We start from the raw sequence: 18,723 nt of genomic DNA, 5'->3' as shown, positions 1-18,723 counted from the left end.
ATGAGAAGTGAGCCATACCGATCCAATCCGTCAGCTAACACGGGGCATATACACCTGTCTGGAGAACCCCGCCCCCGCATCTTATGATTTTAAGGCCGGCTACTATGAAAGACTGGTCAGTACCCGCTGGTTCAACCGCTTCTTCTGGGACACCTCGCGGCAGGACTACCAGGAGTTTGCTGCCGATGCTATTCTTCGTTCATCCGGCACCGTACTCGATATCGGATGCGGTGGTCTTGCACAAACGGCGTACTTGTACCGGGCTACCGGCAACGACTGCATCCTGCTGGACCGCTCCATAGAAATGCTGAAGATAGCGAGGGACCGGCTCTCTGAAGGCCGCCGCCAACTGCCTGCCAACATACAGCTGTTGCAAGGCAATGCTTTTCAGCTGCCTTTCCCGGACAACACTTTCGACACGGTTTGCAGTTTCGGAACCATCCACCTTTTTGATAACAAACAGGTGTTTGTGGACGAAGCGCTGCGGGTGCTGAAGCCGGGCGGTAAATATTATTTCTATTCCATGACCAGTCAGCGGAAAATCAGCCATTTATTCATGTCATCGCTGCGACTGATACATGAATTCGGAGAAGTGTATTCCGTGGCGCAAACGGTGGCCCTGTTCAATAAACCGTCCCTGCAGGTCCAAAGCCATGTGATCGGCAGTACCGTATTTATCCGGGGACAGAAGATAGCATAGATCACCGTTTGGCCGGCGCCATGCGGAGCTGCGTATTGGCAGACCATCCTACGATGCCTAATGCAATGATGCTCCATATGAGCAGCTGCCAGGTGGCCATGTCCCAGCCTCCATACTGCCACGCGGCTACACCGCAGGAGGTGCCGATGGCGGCGCCCATAAAGTAAGCGGTCATGTACACGGTATTCAGCCGGCTGTGGGCATGTTCATGCAGGCTGTATATCCGGGTGAAATTGGTGATCTGTGTGGCCTGTACGCCCACATCCAGCAGGAAGATGCTGACGGACAGCATGATGACGGAATGAGGAAATATTTTCAGTAACAGGATACTGACAATGATCATCGATACGGTGAGCAGCAGGGACTTGTATACCTGCCCTTTGTCTGCCAGCTTGCCGAAAGCAGGGGCGGCCAGCGCACCGCCGATGGCGATCAGGCCAAAGAGGCCAATGCGGGAGGCGGAATAGTGCAGGGGCGCGGCGCTTAAGTGGAAGGTCAGCGTGGTCCAGAAGGAACAGAAAGTACCGAATGTAAAAGCGCCGAGCAACGCCGCCTGGCGTAAGACACTGTATTCACCAATTAGTTTTACGGTAGAGGATAATAACTGCGGGTAGCTGCCACGGAACTTCGGCGGTATCACCGGCAGGTAACGATACAGGAGGATGGTGACGGTCAGTACCAGCAAGGCGGATATGGCAAATACATACCGCCAGCCCAGCAGATCGGATACAACGCCCGCTACCACACGGGCGCCCAGAATGCCGATGAGGATGCCGGCAAATACCCGTCCCACGGTCTTGCCCCTGTCGCCCGTGCTGATGGTGGCCGACATCGGCAACAGTATCTGCGCGGGCGTGGAACCGATGCCTACAAAAAAACTGAGCAGGCAGATGAGCTGTATGCTCCGGGCCATGCTCAGTAGCAGCAGGGAGACAAACAACAGGCTGGTCAGCCCGGTGATCAGTTTTCGCCGGTCCACTTTATCACCCAGCGGCAAAATAAAAAACATGCCCAGTCCATATCCCAGCTGGGCCAGGGTAGATACTCTCCCGGCTTCGCCGGCAGTGGCGCCGGTGGCGGCGCTGATATCGTTCAGGATAGGCTGGTTGTAGTAGATGTTGGCCACGGTCACCCCGGCGGATATAGCCATCAGCGGGATCGTGAAAGGATGATAAGGCGTTGTTTTCATCTTACAAACCTACATTGGCAGGGCTGCGGAAAACTTGTACTTTTGAGGATATTACTTGTATCAAAATGCGATTGATCCAGCACGACGACTTGTTTATCCGGCACTTTCAGACACGGGAGTGGCCCTTTGAACTGCACAACCACAATCATTTTGAGCTGATATTTATTCATCACGGAAGAGGTGAACACCGGCTCAACGGGGAGACTTTCCGTTATGAAGGTCCCTGTTGTTACGCGCTGGCGCCGGAAGACGAGCATATCTTTTACATTGAAGAAGCGTCGAAATATACGGTACTGAAGTTTACCAATGTATACCTCGGGCAACAGTTGCCGCCGGCAGCCGTCGCGTTGTGGGAGCAGCGTTTCCAGCAGCTGATCATCGCGACGCGGTCGCATGGCATACCGGTGGTGGTGAGAGATGCATTGGTCCGCATCGGTCATGTGATGGAGGTGATTGCAGCAGAATGGCAATTACAACCGGTGCCTTCCAATGAAGGGGTGTTGCATCTGATACGTGGTGTGCTGGCGTTGCTGGCGGGACTGCTGACAGAAGCGGAGCAGGGGCCGCAGCGTTCCGTGGCGCTCACACAGGCAATGCATTATATCCATACACATATTGCCAGTCCGGAGCAATTACAGCAGGAAGTGATGGCGCCGGCGCTGCAGATGGGAAAGGCGCGGCTGCAGGGATTGTTTAAACAGGAACTGGGCGTCTCTGTCCGTGATTATATCAACGAATACAAAAGCCGGCAGATAGAAAATAAGCTCCGCTACAGTGATATGAGTATTAAAGAGATTGCCGGCCAGTATGGATTTGGCGACCTCAGTCATCTCAATAAATTCTTCCGTAAAATGAAGGGGATCAATCCCCGTTCTTACCGCACGCAGTTAAAGTCAGGTAAGGACGCCTGACAGGAAGTCGGCATAAAAATCCGGCACGGGGCTGTTGCGTATACCCATTGTCGTTAGTTCCATATCGTATTCCACTTTTTGCAGGGTTGCCCGGAACAGTTCCGGCAGCGTGGCGGCGTACGGGTCGCATATCTCCAGCCGGAGGTAGGATGCCCGTCTGTCGGCTTCCTTGCTACGTCCGGCAGAACCGGTATTGATCACCATTTTCTGTCCGTTGCCGATGGTGCGGATATACGATAGGTGTGTATGGCCGATGATGAGAACATCTGCGTGGGCTTTTTCCATCATGTGCAGCAGGTCGGCTTCCGGATGGTCGGCGTAGAGGTAGGTCTCGTTACTTTCCGGGCTGCCGTGTGCCAGCAACAGCTGGTGTTGGCCAAAGCGGAGGTGCAGCAGGGAAGGCAGCGTGCGCAGAAACAGTTTATGGTCAGCCGTGATGGTATTGCGGGTAAATTCGATGGCGGTGAGCCGGGCGGCGCGTTCTTCCGGGCCGTGTTTGGCCAGCGGCTTTACCGGCAGATCGTAGGCGATGCGTTCATCATGGTTGCCCATGATGGTGGGAATGCGCAGGGAGCGGATTTGTGCTATGACTTCATTGTGCCAGGGAGCGGCATCGGTGAGGTCGCCCAGGCAGTAGATCTGATCGGCGCCATAGCGGGAAATATCTTCCAGTACCGCCTGAAGGGCGGGCAGGTTGCCATGGATATCACTGATAACGGCTATTTTCATCATCCTTTATTTGAGGATTTTTTGATTTACGATTTAGGGATGTCGGGGATATAAGGTTTCCTCAAATCCCAAAAATCGTAAATCCCAAAAATCGTAAATCAAAAAATTCCTGAATCAAAAAATCGTAAATCCTATTTAGCGGGGGTGATCACGAGTTTCCGGAATTCAATCGGCCCGTGGTCGCCCTGGATGTAGATTGGTCCGGGTTCGCCTTCGTTGCTGTCCAGTGCGCCGCCGGTGATGCCGGGGATTTCCTGGTTGTTGATCACGGTCTTACCGTTTACCACGATGGTGACCATACGTCCTATGAGGGTGATGTCGTAGGTCTGCCATGTGTCTGGTCCGAGGGCGTTGATTTCGCTGGGGGTGAGGAAGCCGTATACACCGCTGAAAAGCACGCTGGACGGGTGGGTGTCCGGGTGGCTGTCTTCTATCTGTACTTCATGCCGGCCTCTCAGGTAGATGCCGCTGTTGCTGCCTTTCTGGTATCTGAATTCAGCGTGCAGTTTGAAGTCGGTGAATTTTTGTTCCGATACCAGGTTGGCGCCGGAGTGAGGGCTGGTGAGGATGCCATTTTTCACTATCCATTGGTTTTCTTTGCCGGCAGCTTTCCATCCGGAGAGATCTTTACCGTTGAACAGGTTGATGGGCTTGCCCCAGGCTACGGCGCCGGTTTTTTTCAGGTAGGGCGCTTTCACGCCTTTCCAATTGTATTTTTTGCCTTCGCTGGTGGTGATGGTGCCCTGGATACCGGCGTCGGTCAGTTCGCCTTCGATGAGGAAGTCCTGGTTGCCGCCTTCCCATTGTGGCGGGATGGAGAAGCTGAACTTACCGTTGTCGAAGTTTACTTTGGCGACAGGGCGGGCGCTGCCGGAGGTACCTACAAAATATCCTACGAGGGTTTTGAAGCCGGAGAGCTTTACTTCCAGCCAGGAAGGGGCGGGTTTGCCGTTTTCGTCGATGGTGATGTCCCAGCGGCCGATCAGTGCTTTGGCGTCTGCGGGTGCCTGGGTGGTGCCGGGCTGCGTACGGCCGGAGGCCATTGCCGGAGCCATGGCTCCCAGTGTTAATAAGCCGCTCATGCCGAGTACCAGGATGTTTCTGCGCATATGTATCTTGTTTTTAGCTGATTCGTGAAATCTATCAGCAGAACAAGATAGCGCGTAATTCGGTTTTTTACAAATGCCTATCTTACTACGAACCGCAGGTATTTGCTGAAGACGCCCATGGTGGAGATGCCCTGGATCACGCAGACGAAGACGCCGGGGAGATCGTTGAGCCGGAAGGTAAAGTTAGCGTGGCCCTGTTCATCAGTATTAATAAGGTGGTTCCAGTAAAGGGTGCTGCTGAAGTTAGGGGTGGCGATGGTATCGCTGGCCTGTTGAAATTCGGGAGGGGTATATACCGGTTTTACTTTTTTTACATAGCCGGGTTCCTGTTGGGGGACAGGCATTTTGGGCGCCGGGGGTGCCTGGGCGGAGACATCCATGGCAGTTATTTCTTCAGGCATGAAGATGGTGCTGTCGGCCATGTCTTCCGGTGTGTAGGGGTAGTTAATTTTAGCCAGTTGATGATTGACTCTTTCAATATCATTCAGAAAATTGATTTTAAATTCTGACTGGTTGCCTTTCACTACGCTGAGAATGGCGTCCGGTTGTCCCGGGGTGGTGATGAGTTGGTAGGAGTTCAGGCAGAAGACGCCGTCCTTATTGGTTTTCAGCGTAATCATTTCATTGTTTTTCATTAGCAGCAGGGGGATGGGTTTCTTTACTTTTTTAGATCCTTTGGTGACGAAGCCGCTGACGGGGTTGAGCTCCTGCTGTGCCGTGGAGAGGTCTATCGAAGCGGGAAGCCGGTACTGGTCAATGAAATAATAATGGCAGATATCCCATTTATCGTGTTTGCGCAGTCGTTTTTCACAGACGCAGGCTACGGAGAACAGTCCCTGAATGGGTTTGCCGGTGGTGTCGGTCAGTTCCACGCGGCAGTTGACCAGGCCTCGCTGGCGATAAGTGGTTGAATCTGTGTCCAGCCGGATGCAGATATTGGAGTCGGGTATTTTCAGTGTAGCCGTACGCGTAGTATCCGCCGGTGTTTTCCTGGTTTTAAAGGGAGGCTGATGTGGTTTACGGACTGATATCCATTGCTGGAATTCCTGTTCGTGGTTGTCAGCGATGTAGTTGTTGGTGTAGCCGACGAGGGCGTAGTCGCCGGGCGGAAGGCTGTCCGGCAGTAGCAGCAGGCCTTTGGCGACGCCGCGGTCGAATGCGAAACGTTCGTTCAGTACCGGTTTGCGGGTAATAGGGTTGATGAGGGCTACGAAGAGGGTATGGTAAGGGATGGTGTCGGTGGCGCGGATGTTGAGCAGGTAGCCGGTGAACCATATTTTTTCCGCCGGTGTGTAGATGTGTTTATCAGTGTGTATATATAGCCCTGTGGAGTTGATGTCCCTGTTTTGTGCGACGATGTACGGGGTGTACCATAAAATAGTGAGTAGAAGTAAAGTTGCGTTTCTCATAACAATCAGGTTAGTTGTAACTTGGGTTGAAGCCGGGATGGCCGGTGTGGCATGGCCGGGACGATGGTGCGGTCTCCGTCATGTTACTGCAATACTACAGCAGAAACAAGGCTTCATCTCTCCTGATCTCCCTAAAAATCAGCGATTAACGACGGATTAACATCCCGGTTGCTGGCCCCCTTCCGAAAAAAAAGCAGCCTGTCCTGTGATTTTTTTCTTCTTTCGGCGAATAATTAGACAGTAACATTTTCACCAATGGATGCAGCTATTAGTACAGACCAGTTCCTGTCCGTCATGGAGGCGCACAAGGGCATCATTTATAAGGTGGCCGGCGCCTGGTGCAGGCAGGAGGAGGACAGGAAAGACCTGGTCCAGGAGATTATTATACAGTTATGGAAGGCATTTGGGCATTATGACAGCAGCCAGGCGCAGTATAGCACCTGGGTATACCGGATTTCGCTGAATGTGGCCATTTCTTTTTACCGCCGGGAGACCCGCCGGAGGGTGGCGACGGACAGGCTGGAGACAGCAGTACTGGAGATGGTGGACACCGGGCAGGCGAAAGAACCGGATGAGCGGCTGCAGTGGCTGCAGCGGTTTATTCATGACCTCAGGGAGCTGGACCGGGCGCTGATACTATTATACCTCGAAGAAAAAAGCCATCAGGAGATTGCGGAAATACTGGGCATTTCCGTGACTAATGTGGCGACGAAGATTGGCAGGATCAAAGACTTACTGAGGCAGCAATTTTCACGTATTAAAACGTAACCGTCATGGAAGACAAAGACATCATTCACCTTTGGAAATCGTACGAAAAGCATTTGGCAGAAAACCTGTTGTTAAACAAAAAAAACGCAGCAGAAATTACCGGCATTAAAATCCATTCGTTTCTCGCCTCTATGAGACCTATTAAATACTTTGCCCTGCTGGCGGGCATTTTATGGGTCGCTTTTATTGACACGTTGCTGGTCAGCATGTTTTATACCGCCAGCCCGTTTTTCCTGGTATCTATGGGTATTCAGTCCCTCCTCACTACAGCGGCTATCGGCATTTACCTTTATCAATTACTGCTGATAGAACAGATAGATATCTCGGGACCGGTGCTGGACACACAGGAAAAACTGTCCCGGTTGAAGTCCTCCACCTTGTGGTGCGCCCGCTTGTTGTGGCTGCAACTGCCGGTATGGACGACCTTTTATCTTCACGCAGGCATGTTTGTGAAAGAAAACAGCTGGTTGCTGGCAGTACAGGGGATCGTGACGACTGGTTTTGCCATCGCGGCGATCTGGTTTTTCCGGAATATCCGTTATGAAAACAGGGACCGTCGATGGTTCCGGTGGCTCTTTGAAGGAAAAGAATGGACACCCGTTATCCGCTCCATGGAAATGCTGGAAGAAATCAAAACATTCCGGGAAGGAAGATAAACAGGGCTACTACGTTGATCATCGTCTCACTAAACAGGGCTGGTACGTGATCTTCGTCATCATCAGGCGAATCAGTGATAATCCTGGAAATCACAGTTACTGGCGACGCAGGTTGTATTCAGGGCCGCCGGTTTGTTCCGGTTGACCAGCCTGGATGGAGCGGTCCTGCAGCTGGATGGTGTTGTCGTCAATGACAGAGAACGTAGTGCCCCGGTCAGCCAGGTTTTTATAAGCGAGGATGATCATCTTGTTTTGGAGGTCATAGCTCCATTTACCGGTATTGTCCATCTGGTGTTCGGGCTTGCCTTCTTTGGAAAGATAACTTTCTTTCATGCTGAAAGTGGAATCTGCATTGAAAGTGATGGATACGTCCCTTTTCTGCGCGCCACCGGGAATCGTGCCCTTGAAAGTGCCGGCGTTAAAAGCGGCGGTAGCAGGCGGGGGCACTGGCATGGGGGCGGTGGAGTCTGGCATCTCCTTTTGGTTGGTGGTGGTATTATTGTTACAGCCCACCGATATAGCGATGGCTACCATACAGGTCAGCAGGAAGAGAGGTGTTTTTTGCATACGGCAGTTTTTTAGCATTAACAGCAGTACGCCCGGGTTTGTTTGAAGAGGATACTCAGTGAACGGAAGATTTTATCCGGCAACCACAAGGATAGAAGGCCATGTGCGGGAAAACCTTCGGAAGCCTTCAGGGCGGAAGTCGCGATTACCTCGGCAATTATAGCGATCAGCAGCAGTAGATATTTCATCAGCAATGGTTTGCAGCTAAAATAGCAGAAGCGTCCCGAAGAAAAAATTTTTGTAGGAGGAGAAACGGTCAGACGGACGGTTTTTGATGAGGGCAGTTCCGGCGTTGGCTTACCGGATTTTTAATTAACTTGGATAGATAACCAAGACCTGTTCCCATGAAAATAGCTACTTATAATGTCAATGGTATCAATGCCCGTTTGCCGGTGCTGCTACGCTGGCTGAAAGAATCTGCGCCCGACGTGGCTTGTCTGCAGGAGCTGAAAGCGCCGCAGGAGAAGTTTCCCGAATCGGCTATCCGGGAAGCGGGATATGATGTGATATGGCATGGCCAGAAAAGCTGGAATGGTATTGCTATCCTGTCGAAGGTAGGGGTGCCGCAGGAAATCAGGAGAACGCTGCCGGGAGATGAGGAAGATGTGCACAGCCGTTATATGGAAGCGGCCATCAACGGCGTGTTGATCGGGTGCCTGTATCTTCCCAACGGTAATCCCGCGCCAGGGCCTAAATTCGATTATAAGCTCAGCTGGTTCAAACGGCTGACAGACCACGCAAAGGAACTGCTTGCGCAAAAAACACCGGTCATCCTTACCGGCGATTATAATGTGATGCCTACCGATCTCGACGTGTATAAGCCGGAGCGCTGGGTAGACGATGCGCTGTTCAGGCCGGAAGTAAAATCGGCTTTCCATACACTGGTAAAACAGGGATGGACAGATGCCATCCGCAAGCTGTATCCGGACCAGAAGATCTACACTTTCTGGGATTACTTCCGTAACGCCTATGAAAGGGACGCCGGCCTGCGGATTGATCATTTTCTGCTCAGTCCCGAAGTAGACAAACGCCTGATAGCGGCGGGTGTCGACCGTCACGTGCGGGGATGGGAGAAGTCCAGCGATCATGCACCGGTATGGGTGGAACTAAAAGGCGCGTAATCAGGCGAGGCTGACTTTCTGTACCTGCGTCAGCACTTCCTGCAACTCCGCCTGTAAGCTTTTGCCTTTGTCTTCATTGTACCACTGCTGCAATTCGATCTTCATTCGTTCGAAATCTGCTTTTTCTTCTTTCAGTTTGTTGTACAATACCTGGCAGCCGGCCGGTCTGGGGCCCCATATGGCCATGTCGTTACCGTCGCCGTCACGGATGACCAGTTTGGGGATGGACTTGGTACCGTTGGTAAGGTATTGCTCTATCAGGAAAGGGGCCGTATCCCGTTGCTGAATGTCTATTGTGATCAGTGGATTTAACGCAGCGATTTTATACAGAAACGGAACAATGTGCGCGGCATCGCCACACCATGGTTCGGTGATGATCACCCACTGTTGCAGCGTGGTGATGTTCTTAACGGCGGTGGCCATGGCGTCGGTAATAACGCCGGTTTTCAGCCAGCGTTGTTGCCTGGACCAGTTAAGTTTGGTGTAGTTGAGATAATCCGGATTGTTGTAAGGTGCTTTCGGGTCTGCGTCTTGCAGGATGTTTTCAAACAGCTGCAAATAATCTGTAAAATTCATTACTTCATTTTTTATTGTTGAAGGCCTGTGATAATCTTCCGGAAAGCGGCGGCGGCGTGGTGTACCTGTACGGTCCACTCTTCTGCGGCGCCGCCATCGGCGCCATCCGTGATGTATTTCAGGCACAGAAAAGGTATATGCTCTTTCATGGCTACCATCGCGAGGGAATATGCTTCCATGTCGAGAACGTTGTAATCGGCGGCGACGTGCGCAGTCTCGAAATTGTCACCGGTACCACAGATGCCTGAGGGAAAACCGTCCAGCTGAAAGCCATATTCCAGCACGGGCCCCAGATCGGAGAAAGGCGTTTCATATTTACGGTAACCAAGGCCGGTGACGTCCATATCCCGTTGAATAAACCGGTTGCAGCATATCACCTCGCCACGTTTGAAGGTGCAGCTGCCGGCAGAACCGAGATTAACGATCAGGCCGGGTCTTTCTTCCTGTATCTTCTTCGTCAGGTTAAAAGCGGCATTCACTTTTCCGATGCCTGCAATCAGGATATTGTCGTCGTTGAATTCTTCGGCTGCTTCCGAGCTGAGGGCAAAAACAAAAAGCGGTCGCTGGTTCAACAGGCTCGTGATGTGTTGCGGCTGTGCCGACGGTCCATGGATCATATATATTCTACGGTTGTGGTGGTAATAGTAAGTTGCCGCAAAGTTACGTTAAAATGCGGTAGCAGAGAGGTATATTGAGGGTGTGGTTACCTGTGGGATACCGCATTATTGCCGTGATTTTCTTACATTGAACATACTATGGACGCTTTGCAAGAATTTAATGACACCCTTGATCAATGGGTAGCTTTTCTGGACGATTATTCACTGGAAATGATCTGCAGGCCCACGAAGGCGGCGGCATGGTCGCTCGGGCAGGTATATGTACATATCATCGATGATACCGGTTGGTTTGCAGAGCAGGTGGCCACCGCCCTGGTGAGTACAGCGCATCAGGATGAACCAATGACGGAAGAAGGCCGGCAGATACTGGTCCACGGGTTTCCGGATGTACAGATTGCCGGTCCGGCCACCGATACCTTTATACCGCAACCGGAAAGCATCGGTCAGTTGCGGCAGGGGCTACTGTCCATTCGGCAGGCGATTACGGAAGTATGCCGTACCGCTGATATGGATGCTGCCACCGGGAAAACACAACATCCCGGACTGGGGTATTTCACGGCAGGGGAGTGGCTGCGATTCGCTGCGCTGCATATGCAACACCACCTGCGGCAGAAAAAACGGATAGACGCGCAGTTATTTGCCGGTAATACAGTGAACAAGTCGGTGTTTATTCAGGCGCCTGCGGCCACGGTATGGGAGATGCTGACAAGCCCGGAAAAAATTAATTTGTGGATGATGGATTCCCCGGTGCATATTCAGTCCGACTGGAAAGCAGGCAGCCCGCTGGTATTCACCGGCGATCTGCACGGCCTCCCTTATGAAAACAAAGGGGTGATACTGGCCTTCGAACCGGAGCGGTTACTGGCGTACACCCATTGGAGCTCTCTCTCCGAGAGGCCGGATGAACCGGAGCATTATGGTATTGTTACCTTCCGTCTGAATGCTGCGGAAACAGGAATCATGCTGGATTTTACGCAGACCAATACCGGTAAGTACGCCACAGACAGGCATATTAATTACTATTGGGGCACAGCGCTGGGGCTGATAAAACAACGTTGTGAGACGATGATTTAAAGGCAGGCCTTGCGTTTTTCGCCCGCCGGGAGTTGCTGGCGCTGGTAGCGCCCACCCGCGCGGAACCCGGTAGCCTGATATATAATATTCATGAAGAAAAAGATGGTACCATTTTTATTTATGAAGTATGGCGTTCACAGGAGGACCTGGATAGGCACATGCAGCAGCCGCAGCTGAAAAGCTTTATGGAGCGGGTGCCTGCGTGGCTGGCCAGTGTTATTGAAGCTTATACGGGTAAGCTGATCACGCCCGTGAAAAAATAAACCCTGACGGTTTTGTTCTATTTTCCGGTAAGGGCGACAGGTAATTTTGAGTAAAAATAAGACCATGAAATATCTGATCATACTCTTTACCCTGTTGAGCGCCATTCATGAAGCCCACGCCACACCGGAAGATGACAAACAGAAAGCCCTGCTGGTGCTTCAAACGAAATGCAATGTTTGCCATGTGCGCAATAATCCCTTCCGCATTTTCAAAGAAAGAAACATGGAAAGAAACGCCAAAGACATTTATAAACAGGTGTTTGTAAAAGGAAGGATGCCGCTCGGCGGTGAGGTAAAACTGACAGCAGAGGAACGGGAAGCGTTGAAGAGGTGGGTGGAAGCTACAATTCATTAAGGAGCATTAAACGCGGCGTCTACCGGAGGCCGCGTTTATCGTTTTACGACCATGTCTTGTTTTCCCGGAAACCATCGCTATATCTTTATGAGACTCACCATCCCTCACCTTCATCCCTCACCTTCATCCCTCATCCCTCATCCCTCATCCCTCATCCCTCCGCTAGGTCGACCACCATTCCTCCACGATCTTCTTTTTTAATAATACTTTTATAATATGTATTTATCTAACAATTATAATATTAAAATATATTAACAAGATCTGTATAGTAAAAATGCAAAATCTGCATACTTTTTATGGTTTTTTATTAATTATATCCTGTTTTTATTGAAAAAATATTCTTCAATGTGATTATTTGTTAGTGAATATTTATAGTTTTGTGTTAAATATTGAAATATATCCAAAGCAATCTTATACCAATTAAGAAGATGATCACATTAACTGCGAAAACAAACGATATCCTCCGGCTGGAGAAGGGAATATCCCTCATTAAAGATTATTTCCCGGCACGACTCAGCCAACGGCTGTCATTGACCAAAGTGTCTGCCCCTTTGTTCGTTCAATCCGGTACCGGTTTTAACGATGACCTCAACGGCGTGGAAAAACCCGTAAAGTTTAACCTGAAAAACATTCCCTATTCTGTGGAAATTGTTCAGTCGCTGGCCAAATGGAAACGTATGCGCCTGTATGAACTGGGCCTGGAGCCGGAACAAGGGATTGTGACAGACATGCGGGCTATCCGTCCGGATGAGGTGGTGTCGCCGATTCACAGCTTTTACGTGGACCAGTGGGACTGGGAAAAACGTATTCTCCCGGAACACCGCCGTATCAGTTATCTGAAAGACACGGTAGAGCAGATCTACCAGGCGCTCCTCGACACAAATGCCATGCTGGAAGAAGCGCATGAAAAGTCGCTCGACCTGCCGTCATCGGTGTACTTTATCGACAGCGAAACGTTACTGAAACGTTATCCCGGTCTTACGCCGAAAGAAAGGGAAAACCGTATCGCCAAAGAATATGGCGCTGTGTTTATCATGGGTATCGGCGGTCTGCTGTCTGACCAGGCGGTGCATGACGACCGTGCCCCGGATTATGATGACTGGTCCACTGCCAACGAAGAAGGTTTCTATGGTCTGAATGGTGACCTGATTCTCTGGAACCCGGCTATGAACAGTGCGCTGGAGCTGTCTTCCATGGGTATCCGGGTAGACGCCGGCTCCCTCCGTGAACAGCTGTCGCTGAAAGAGTGTGGCCACCGCAGCGAATTGTTGTTTCACAGCAATGTATTGAATGAAGTATACCCGTTGAGCATGGGTGGCGGTATCGGGCAGTCACGCCTCTGCATGTTCCTGCTGCAACGTAAACATATCTCCGATGTGCAGTCCGGTATCTGGCCGGAAGGTCAACTGTAAACGATGTACTATAAAAGCAAAGTCCCCGGAAGCCATATGCTTCCGGGGACTTTGCTTTTATAGATACTCCGAAGATAAGGAAGGCACAACATCTCCGATAATGATGATCGCCGGGGGACCAATGGCCGCCGCCTGCGCGCGTGCCTGAATATCGGCGACCGTACCCGTGACCATGCTGGCCTGCGGCGTGGTACCTTCCTGTATGATGGCTGCCGGCGTATGCTGTCTGCCCTGCCGGATAAAGATTTGCAGAATAGCTTCAAGGTGGTGCATACCCATCAGGATAACGACCGTGGCGCTGGAGCGGGCTGCCAGTGCTATATCGTCCGATAACCGGCCGGAACGGGTGGTGCCGGTCGTGACCCAGAAACTTTCTGCCAGCCCCCTGCTCGTCAGCGGTATCATCTGCGAAGCAGGCACCGCTGTAACACTGCTGATGCCGGGAATTACCGCCACGCCTATATGATGTTGCCGGGCGACCAGGATTTCCTCTGTTGCCCTGCCGAAAATAAAAGGGTCCCCTCCTTTGAGGCGCACTACATGGCCATACTGCCGGGCCATCTCTACCATCAACCGGTTAATTTCTTCCTGTGGCATGCTGTGGCTGCCGCAACGTTTGCCTACAAACTGCCGTACCGCCTGCGGCGGCGCATAGTCCAGCAACGCCGGATGTACCAGCGCGTCGTATAGCACCACGTCCGCTCGGCGGATCACGTTAATGGCTTTCAGGGTGATCAGCTCCGGGTCCCCCGGACCAGCGCCTACTAATGATAAAAAAGGAATTATCATTTATATTATAAATAAATTAATATGAATAAATTTTGATAAAACTATTTAAAAATAACGTCAAAACGATTAATTTCATCATTGTTATGAAAGAATTGATGTTGAAAATGGTAGTAAATGTTAATAATAATACCATATTAATTATATAATAATATAATATTCCATCCAAAATCTCTTCCAATGAAAATCGTGGTTATCGGAAACGGCATGGTCGGATATAAGTTCTGTGAGAAGCTGCTCGCCAAATCCGCGAAAACGTCTGTCGAACTGGTCGTATTTGGCGAAGAACCCCGTCCGGCCTATGATCGTGTACATCTCACCTCCTGGTTCGAGGGTAAAACAGGGGACGAGCTTTTAATGGCCAGCACTGAATGGTATGCGCAACAAGGCATCCGGCTGCATCTCGCAGATCCGGTAACGGCCATCGACCGGGAAAAGAAAACGGTGCAGGCCCACAGCGGCATCCTGGAAACATATGATTACCTCGTACTGGCTACCGGATCGGCCGCCTTTGTACCTCCCATACCCGGCGTGGAGAAAAAAGGGGTGTTCCTCTACCGCACCATAGAAGACCTGGAAATGATGACGGCGTACGCCCTCCATGCCCGCACAGGAACCGTCATCGGCGGCGGCCTGCTGGGCCTCGAAGCAGCCAAAGCTTTGCTGGACCTGGGCATGACGAATATTCATGTCGTGGAATTCGCGCCCCGGCTCATGCCCCGCCAGATAGATGACAAAGGTTCGCTGTTACTTCAAGAGAAGTTAGGACAGCTGGGCCTGAAAGTACTGACCAGCAAAAACACCAAAAAGATAACCGGGGAAGATCATATCACCGGCCTGCAGTTCACCGACGACACCTTCCTGAAAACAGACATGCTGGTGATATCGGCAGGCATCAAACCCAGGGATGAACTGGCAAAAGCAGCCGGCCTCGAAACAGGTCCCCGTGGCGGCATCGTGGTGAACGATCAACTGCAGACATCCGACTCTTCTATCTACGCCATTGGCGAATGCGCCCTGTATCAAAATATGATCTATGGCCTGGTAGCACCGGGTTATGAAATGGCAGAAGTAGTAGCGGCACACCTTAGCAGTGAAATAAAAGCCTTCACCGGGTTTGACATGAGTACCCGGCTGAAGCTCGTCGGTGTGGAAGTAGCTAGTTTTGGCGATCCCTTTTCTCCCGCCGGCAACTGCCACAGCATCGTCTTTGAAGACCGGCTGAAAGGCATCTACAAACGTATCGACATCACTCCTGACGGGCAACAACTGCTGGGCGGCATCTTAATCGGGGAAGCCAGCGCCTATAACATGCTGTTGCAGACGGTGAAAAACAAACTGGCCTTACCGCCGGACCCCGCCACCCTGCTGATGGGCCCACCCAAAGAAGGTACCCCTGCCGGCGCCGGCGTGGACGCCCTGCCGGACGAAGCCTTGATCTGCAGCTGTGAAAGCGTCAGCAAAGGCGCCATCTGCGAAGCGGTAACGGCGGGACATGAATCGTTTGATGAAATTAAAAAATGCACCAAAGCCGGCACCTGCTGCGGTGGCTGCGCACCCATGGTGAAAGATATCATCGCCACCACCCTCAAATCACAGGGCAAATACATCCGCAACGTGATTTGCGAACATTTTACCTATTCGCGGCAGGAAATGCTGGACCTCATCCGCATCAAATCACTCCGCTCTTTTGATGAAGTGCTGGACCATTACGGTCAGGGCGACGGTTGCGAAATCTGTAAACCCGCGGTGGCTTCCATCCTCGCCAGCCTGTGGAACGACATGATCCTCGCCAAGGGCAACGATACCGCACAGGACTCCAACGACCGCTACCTGGCCAATATCCAGAAAGGCGGCACCTATTCGGTCGTGCCGCGTATCCCCGGCGGAGAGATTACGCCGGAGAAACTGATCGCCATCGGTGAGGTCGCACAGAAATACAACCTCTACACAAAAATCACCGGCGGCCAACGTATCGATCTTTTCGGCGCACATCTCAGCGACCTGCCGCTGATCTGGAAAGAACTGATCGACGCCGGCTTCGAAAGCGGTCACGCCTACGGCAAAGCGCTGCGCACCGTAAAAAGCTGCGTCGGCTCTACCTGGTGCCGCTTCGGACTGCATGACAGCGTTAGCTACGCCATCCGCATCGAAGAACGTTACCGCGGCCTCCGTGCGCCGCATAAAATCAAATCGGCCGTCTCCGGGTGTATCCGCGAATGTGCTGAAGCACAATCCAAAGACTTTGGCATCATCGCCACGGAAAAAGGCTGGAACCTGTATGTCTGCGGCAACGGCGGCTCCAAACCGCAACATGCGGTGCTGCTGGCCGCGGACCTGGACAGCGAAACCTGTATCCGGTACATCGACCGTTTCCTGATGTTCTATATCAAAACCGCCGACCCGCTGACCCGCACCGCCACCTGGCTGAACAAACTGGATGGCGGCATCGACTATCTCCGCAACGTAGTGGTACAGGACAGCCTCGGTATCGGCGCCCAGCTGGAAGGAGAGATGCAGGCGCTGGTGGACAGCTATAAATGCGAATGGCGGGAAGTAGTAGAGAACCCGGAACTGCGCCGGCGCTTTTCCCACTTCATCAACTCCCCGGAAGAGAAAGACCCTACTGTAAAATTTGAAACCCTGCGCAACCAGAAGAAAGCCGCAGAGTGGAAATAATATCATCTTTAAAATGCACTGCTATGTCTATCTCATCAACAACGATTCACTGGTTCCTGGCTTGTAAAGCGTCGGATGTGCCGCACAACGGAGGCGTGTGCGTAAAATACGGAGAAGAGCAAATCGCGTTGTTTTATTTCGCCCGCAAGGACCAGTGGTACGCCACACAAAACCTTTGCCCCCACCGTAAACAGATGGCGCTGAGCCGCGGTATGACCGGCACGGTAAAAGATGAGCCGAAAGTGGCCTGTCCGTTCCATAAGAAAACATTCTCCCTGCTCGACGGGCGCTGCCTGTCAGATGAGGGGGAATGCGCGCTGACCGTTTACCCGGTACGCGTTACGGACGGACTGGTGTATATCGGCGTCAGTGAAGAAACCGCGATGGTAGCAGTATAAAGCGAAACCCGGTAGCTGGCAGGCTGACCGGGTTCCTGATCTTATATTGATTGGCTCAATTAAAATCAACCAAAGGTACATGAAAAAGTGGTTTTATGGCGGCATCCCCTGGATGCTACCCGGTCTGCTGCTGTCGCAGCATGGCTATGGCCAGTTTACGTTAGGCGCCCAGCTGCGTACCCGCACAGAACTGCGTGACGGGCAGGGCGCTCCCAGGACCCGGGGCGCTTCCCCCGCCTTTTTTACTTCCCAGCGTACCCGCCTTATGGCCGGACTGAACAGCTACCGCCTCAAACTGGGACTCACGGTACAGGATATACGCGTTTGGGGGCAGGACGCCTCCACCATTAACCGCACCACCACCCCGGATAATAACGGCTTTATGCTCCACGAAGCCTGGGCGGAAATACTGCTGACTGATACCGTATCGAAAAACCGCCGCCTGTCGCTGAAGATAGGCCGGCAGGAACTCATGTACGACGACAGCCGGTTGTTGGGCAATCTCGACTGGCTCCAGCAGGGCCGCCGGCATGATGCTGCCCTCCTGAAATATGAAACCGGCGCCTGGACCGCACACGCAGGACTGGCTTTTAATCAGAACAAGGAAAATGCCTCCGGAACGGTATACAACCCTTTGCCCCCCGGTAACTATGCCGCCAATACCAACGGCGGTCCCGCTTACAAAAGCCTGGAATTTTTATATGTGTCACGTAAGCTGCAACAGGGAAGCCTGTCCCTGCTTGTCCTGTCCGACCAGTTCCCTGCATTTCAGATAGACAGTACCGTTACTCCTGCACAGAAAAAGTGGCGGGCAGGAGTATACAACCGGATAACGACAGGGTTGTATTATACCAGTCAGCATGACCGTCTGCTGTGGACCGCCGCCGGTTATTACCAGGGCGGTACCAACGGTAACGGGCAAACGGTCAGCGGGGCGTTGCTCTCCGGGTACCTGCAACAGGCCTGGAGCCGGCAGCTGAGCACCGGGCTGGGGGCCGATTTTACAACGCCTGATTTTGATCCGCTCTATGGTACGCCGCATAAGTTCTGGGGGTACATGGACTACTTCTATGTGGCCAGTCCCTTTGCCGGTAAAGGCCTGCAGGATTATTACCTCCGGGTGAAGTGGAAGGCGGGGAGCCGTTTTACGGCCGGCGCAGACGTACATGCTTTCTTCAGCGCCGCCGCTATTGATGGCTATAACAAAAGATTAGGCACTGAAGCCGATATAACGGCCACGTATACACTTACCAGTGTGGTCGCCTTTGAAGCTGGTTACAGTCATTTCCGGAGCACGCCGTCCCTGGCGAAGATAAAGCAGGTCGCCAATGCATCCGGTAATAATAACTGGGCATATGTGACCGTCAATATCCATCCCGAATGGCGAATTAAATAACGATTAAA

Annotated in this window: 20 protein-coding genes and 1 pseudogene; 12 read left to right on the top strand and 9 right to left on the bottom strand. The window is 52.1% G+C overall.

The window, feature by feature from the left end; translation table 11 throughout:
• Nucleotides 1–7 precede the first annotated feature (7 nt).
• Complete coding sequence (locus B5D63_RS23095) at nt 8–700, top strand: class I SAM-dependent methyltransferase (RefSeq protein ID WP_078671196.1); 693 nt, start codon at nt 8–10, stop codon at nt 698–700.
• A gap of 1 nt (nt 701) precedes the next feature.
• Here B5D63_RS23095 and B5D63_RS23090 read toward each other — a convergent pair whose 3' ends face one another.
• Nucleotides 702–1,889 (bottom strand): MFS transporter, encoded by a 1,188-nt coding sequence (locus tag B5D63_RS23090; RefSeq protein WP_078671195.1) that lies wholly within the window; start codon nt 1,887–1,889, stop codon nt 702–704.
• A 65-nt stretch (nt 1,890–1,954) separates the two neighbouring features.
• Here B5D63_RS23090 and B5D63_RS23085 point away from each other — a divergent pair, with 65 nt between their 5' ends.
• A complete protein-coding gene (locus tag B5D63_RS23085) occupies nt 1,955–2,800 on the top strand; it encodes a helix-turn-helix transcriptional regulator (protein WP_078671194.1) in 846 nt (281 codons plus the stop codon).
• Here the strand turns inward: B5D63_RS23085 and B5D63_RS23080 are convergent.
• From B5D63_RS23080 to B5D63_RS23070, 3 genes are all read right to left on the bottom strand, one after another.
• Nucleotides 2,783–3,532, bottom strand: coding sequence for a metallophosphoesterase family protein (locus B5D63_RS23080; RefSeq protein WP_078671193.1), 750 nt, complete (start codon nt 3,530–3,532; stop codon nt 2,783–2,785). The genes B5D63_RS23085 and B5D63_RS23080 overlap by 18 nt on opposite strands.
• 128 nt (nt 3,533–3,660) lie before the next feature.
• A complete protein-coding gene (locus B5D63_RS23075; RefSeq protein WP_078671192.1) occupies nt 3,661–4,638 on the bottom strand; it encodes a 3-keto-disaccharide hydrolase in 978 nt (325 codons plus the stop codon).
• A 77-nt stretch (nt 4,639–4,715) separates the two neighbouring features.
• Nucleotides 4,716–6,047, bottom strand: a complete 1,332-nt coding sequence (locus B5D63_RS23070; RefSeq protein WP_078671191.1) for a hypothetical protein — start codon at nt 6,045–6,047, stop codon at nt 4,716–4,718.
• Nucleotides 6,048–6,302: 255 nt separating this feature from the next.
• Here B5D63_RS23070 and B5D63_RS23065 point away from each other — a divergent pair, with 255 nt between their 5' ends.
• Nucleotides 6,303–6,815: an RNA polymerase sigma factor gene (locus B5D63_RS23065; protein WP_078671190.1), complete on the top strand. Its 513-nt coding sequence runs from the start codon at nt 6,303–6,305 to the stop codon at nt 6,813–6,815.
• 5 nt (nt 6,816–6,820) lie between these two features.
• A complete protein-coding gene (locus B5D63_RS23060; protein WP_078671189.1) occupies nt 6,821–7,471 on the top strand; it encodes a hypothetical protein in 651 nt (216 codons plus the stop codon).
• 96 nt (nt 7,472–7,567) lie between these two features.
• Here B5D63_RS23060 and B5D63_RS23055 read toward each other — a convergent pair whose 3' ends face one another.
• Together B5D63_RS23055 and B5D63_RS34735 are read right to left on the bottom strand one after the other, a co-directional pair.
• Nucleotides 7,568–8,038 carry a copper resistance protein NlpE N-terminal domain-containing protein gene (locus B5D63_RS23055; RefSeq protein WP_159456123.1) on the bottom strand — a complete coding sequence of 157 codons (471 nt, stop codon included), beginning with the start codon at nt 8,036–8,038 and terminating at the stop codon, nt 7,568–7,570.
• A 75-nt stretch (nt 8,039–8,113) separates the two neighbouring features.
• A pseudogene (locus B5D63_RS34735) lies at nt 8,114–8,226 on the bottom strand (SMR family transporter); the annotation flags it as partial.
• A gap of 156 nt (nt 8,227–8,382) precedes the next feature.
• Here B5D63_RS34735 and xth point away from each other — a divergent pair.
• The gene (gene xth, locus B5D63_RS23050) at nt 8,383–9,159 is read left to right on the top strand and encodes an exodeoxyribonuclease III (RefSeq protein ID WP_078671187.1); all 777 of its coding nucleotides are present in this window, start codon (nt 8,383–8,385) and stop codon (nt 9,157–9,159) included.
• Here xth and B5D63_RS23045 read toward each other — a convergent pair whose 3' ends face one another.
• Complete coding sequence (locus B5D63_RS23045; RefSeq protein ID WP_078671186.1) at nt 9,160–9,735, bottom strand: thioredoxin family protein; 576 nt, start codon at nt 9,733–9,735, stop codon at nt 9,160–9,162.
• Nucleotides 9,736–9,746: 11 nt separating this feature from the next.
• Nucleotides 9,747–10,352 carry a 5'-methylthioadenosine/S-adenosylhomocysteine nucleosidase family protein gene (locus B5D63_RS23040; RefSeq protein ID WP_078671185.1) on the bottom strand — a complete coding sequence of 202 codons (606 nt, stop codon included), beginning with the start codon at nt 10,350–10,352 and terminating at the stop codon, nt 9,747–9,749.
• A gap of 138 nt (nt 10,353–10,490) precedes the next feature.
• On the opposite strand from B5D63_RS23040, the gene B5D63_RS23035 reads away from it, so the two are divergent.
• The 4 genes from B5D63_RS23035 (at nt 10,491) to asnA (ending at nt 13,456) form a co-directional block, all read left to right on the top strand.
• Complete coding sequence (locus B5D63_RS23035; protein ID WP_078671184.1) at nt 10,491–11,426, top strand: SRPBCC domain-containing protein; 936 nt, start codon at nt 10,491–10,493, stop codon at nt 11,424–11,426.
• A gap of 32 nt (nt 11,427–11,458) precedes the next feature.
• Nucleotides 11,459–11,689: a putative quinol monooxygenase gene (locus tag B5D63_RS23030; RefSeq protein ID WP_078671183.1), complete on the top strand. Its 231-nt coding sequence runs from the start codon at nt 11,459–11,461 to the stop codon at nt 11,687–11,689.
• A 64-nt stretch (nt 11,690–11,753) separates the two neighbouring features.
• Nucleotides 11,754–12,044 carry a hypothetical protein gene (locus tag B5D63_RS23025; protein ID WP_078671182.1) on the top strand — a complete coding sequence of 97 codons (291 nt, stop codon included), beginning with the start codon at nt 11,754–11,756 and terminating at the stop codon, nt 12,042–12,044.
• A 428-nt stretch (nt 12,045–12,472) separates the two neighbouring features.
• A complete protein-coding gene (gene asnA, locus B5D63_RS23020) occupies nt 12,473–13,456 on the top strand; it encodes an aspartate--ammonia ligase (protein WP_078671181.1) in 984 nt (327 codons plus the stop codon).
• A 57-nt stretch (nt 13,457–13,513) separates the two neighbouring features.
• On the opposite strand, the gene cobA is transcribed toward asnA, so the two are convergent.
• Nucleotides 13,514–14,245, bottom strand: coding sequence for a uroporphyrinogen-III C-methyltransferase (cobA, locus tag B5D63_RS23015; protein WP_078671180.1), 732 nt, complete (start codon nt 14,243–14,245; stop codon nt 13,514–13,516).
• A gap of 177 nt (nt 14,246–14,422) precedes the next feature.
• On the opposite strand from cobA, the gene nirB reads away from it, so the two are divergent.
• From nirB to B5D63_RS23000, 3 genes are all read left to right on the top strand, one after another.
• On the top strand, nt 14,423–16,921 hold the full coding sequence (gene nirB / locus B5D63_RS23010) for a nitrite reductase large subunit NirB (RefSeq protein WP_078671179.1): 2,499 nt from the start codon (nt 14,423–14,425) through the stop codon (nt 16,919–16,921).
• 23 nt (nt 16,922–16,944) lie between these two features.
• The gene (nirD, locus tag B5D63_RS23005) at nt 16,945–17,319 is read left to right on the top strand and encodes a nitrite reductase small subunit NirD (protein WP_078671178.1); all 375 of its coding nucleotides are present in this window, start codon (nt 16,945–16,947) and stop codon (nt 17,317–17,319) included.
• 79 nt (nt 17,320–17,398) lie between these two features.
• Nucleotides 17,399–18,715, top strand: coding sequence for an alginate export family protein (locus B5D63_RS23000; RefSeq protein ID WP_078671177.1), 1,317 nt, complete (start codon nt 17,399–17,401; stop codon nt 18,713–18,715).
• The last annotated feature ends 8 nt before the right edge of the window (nt 18,716–18,723 follow it).

This window comes from Chitinophaga eiseniae (assembly GCF_900167135.1).
Lineage (GTDB): Bacteria > Bacteroidota > Bacteroidia > Chitinophagales > Chitinophagaceae > Chitinophaga > Chitinophaga eiseniae.
This window is presented reverse-complemented; position numbering and strand designations above follow the sequence as displayed.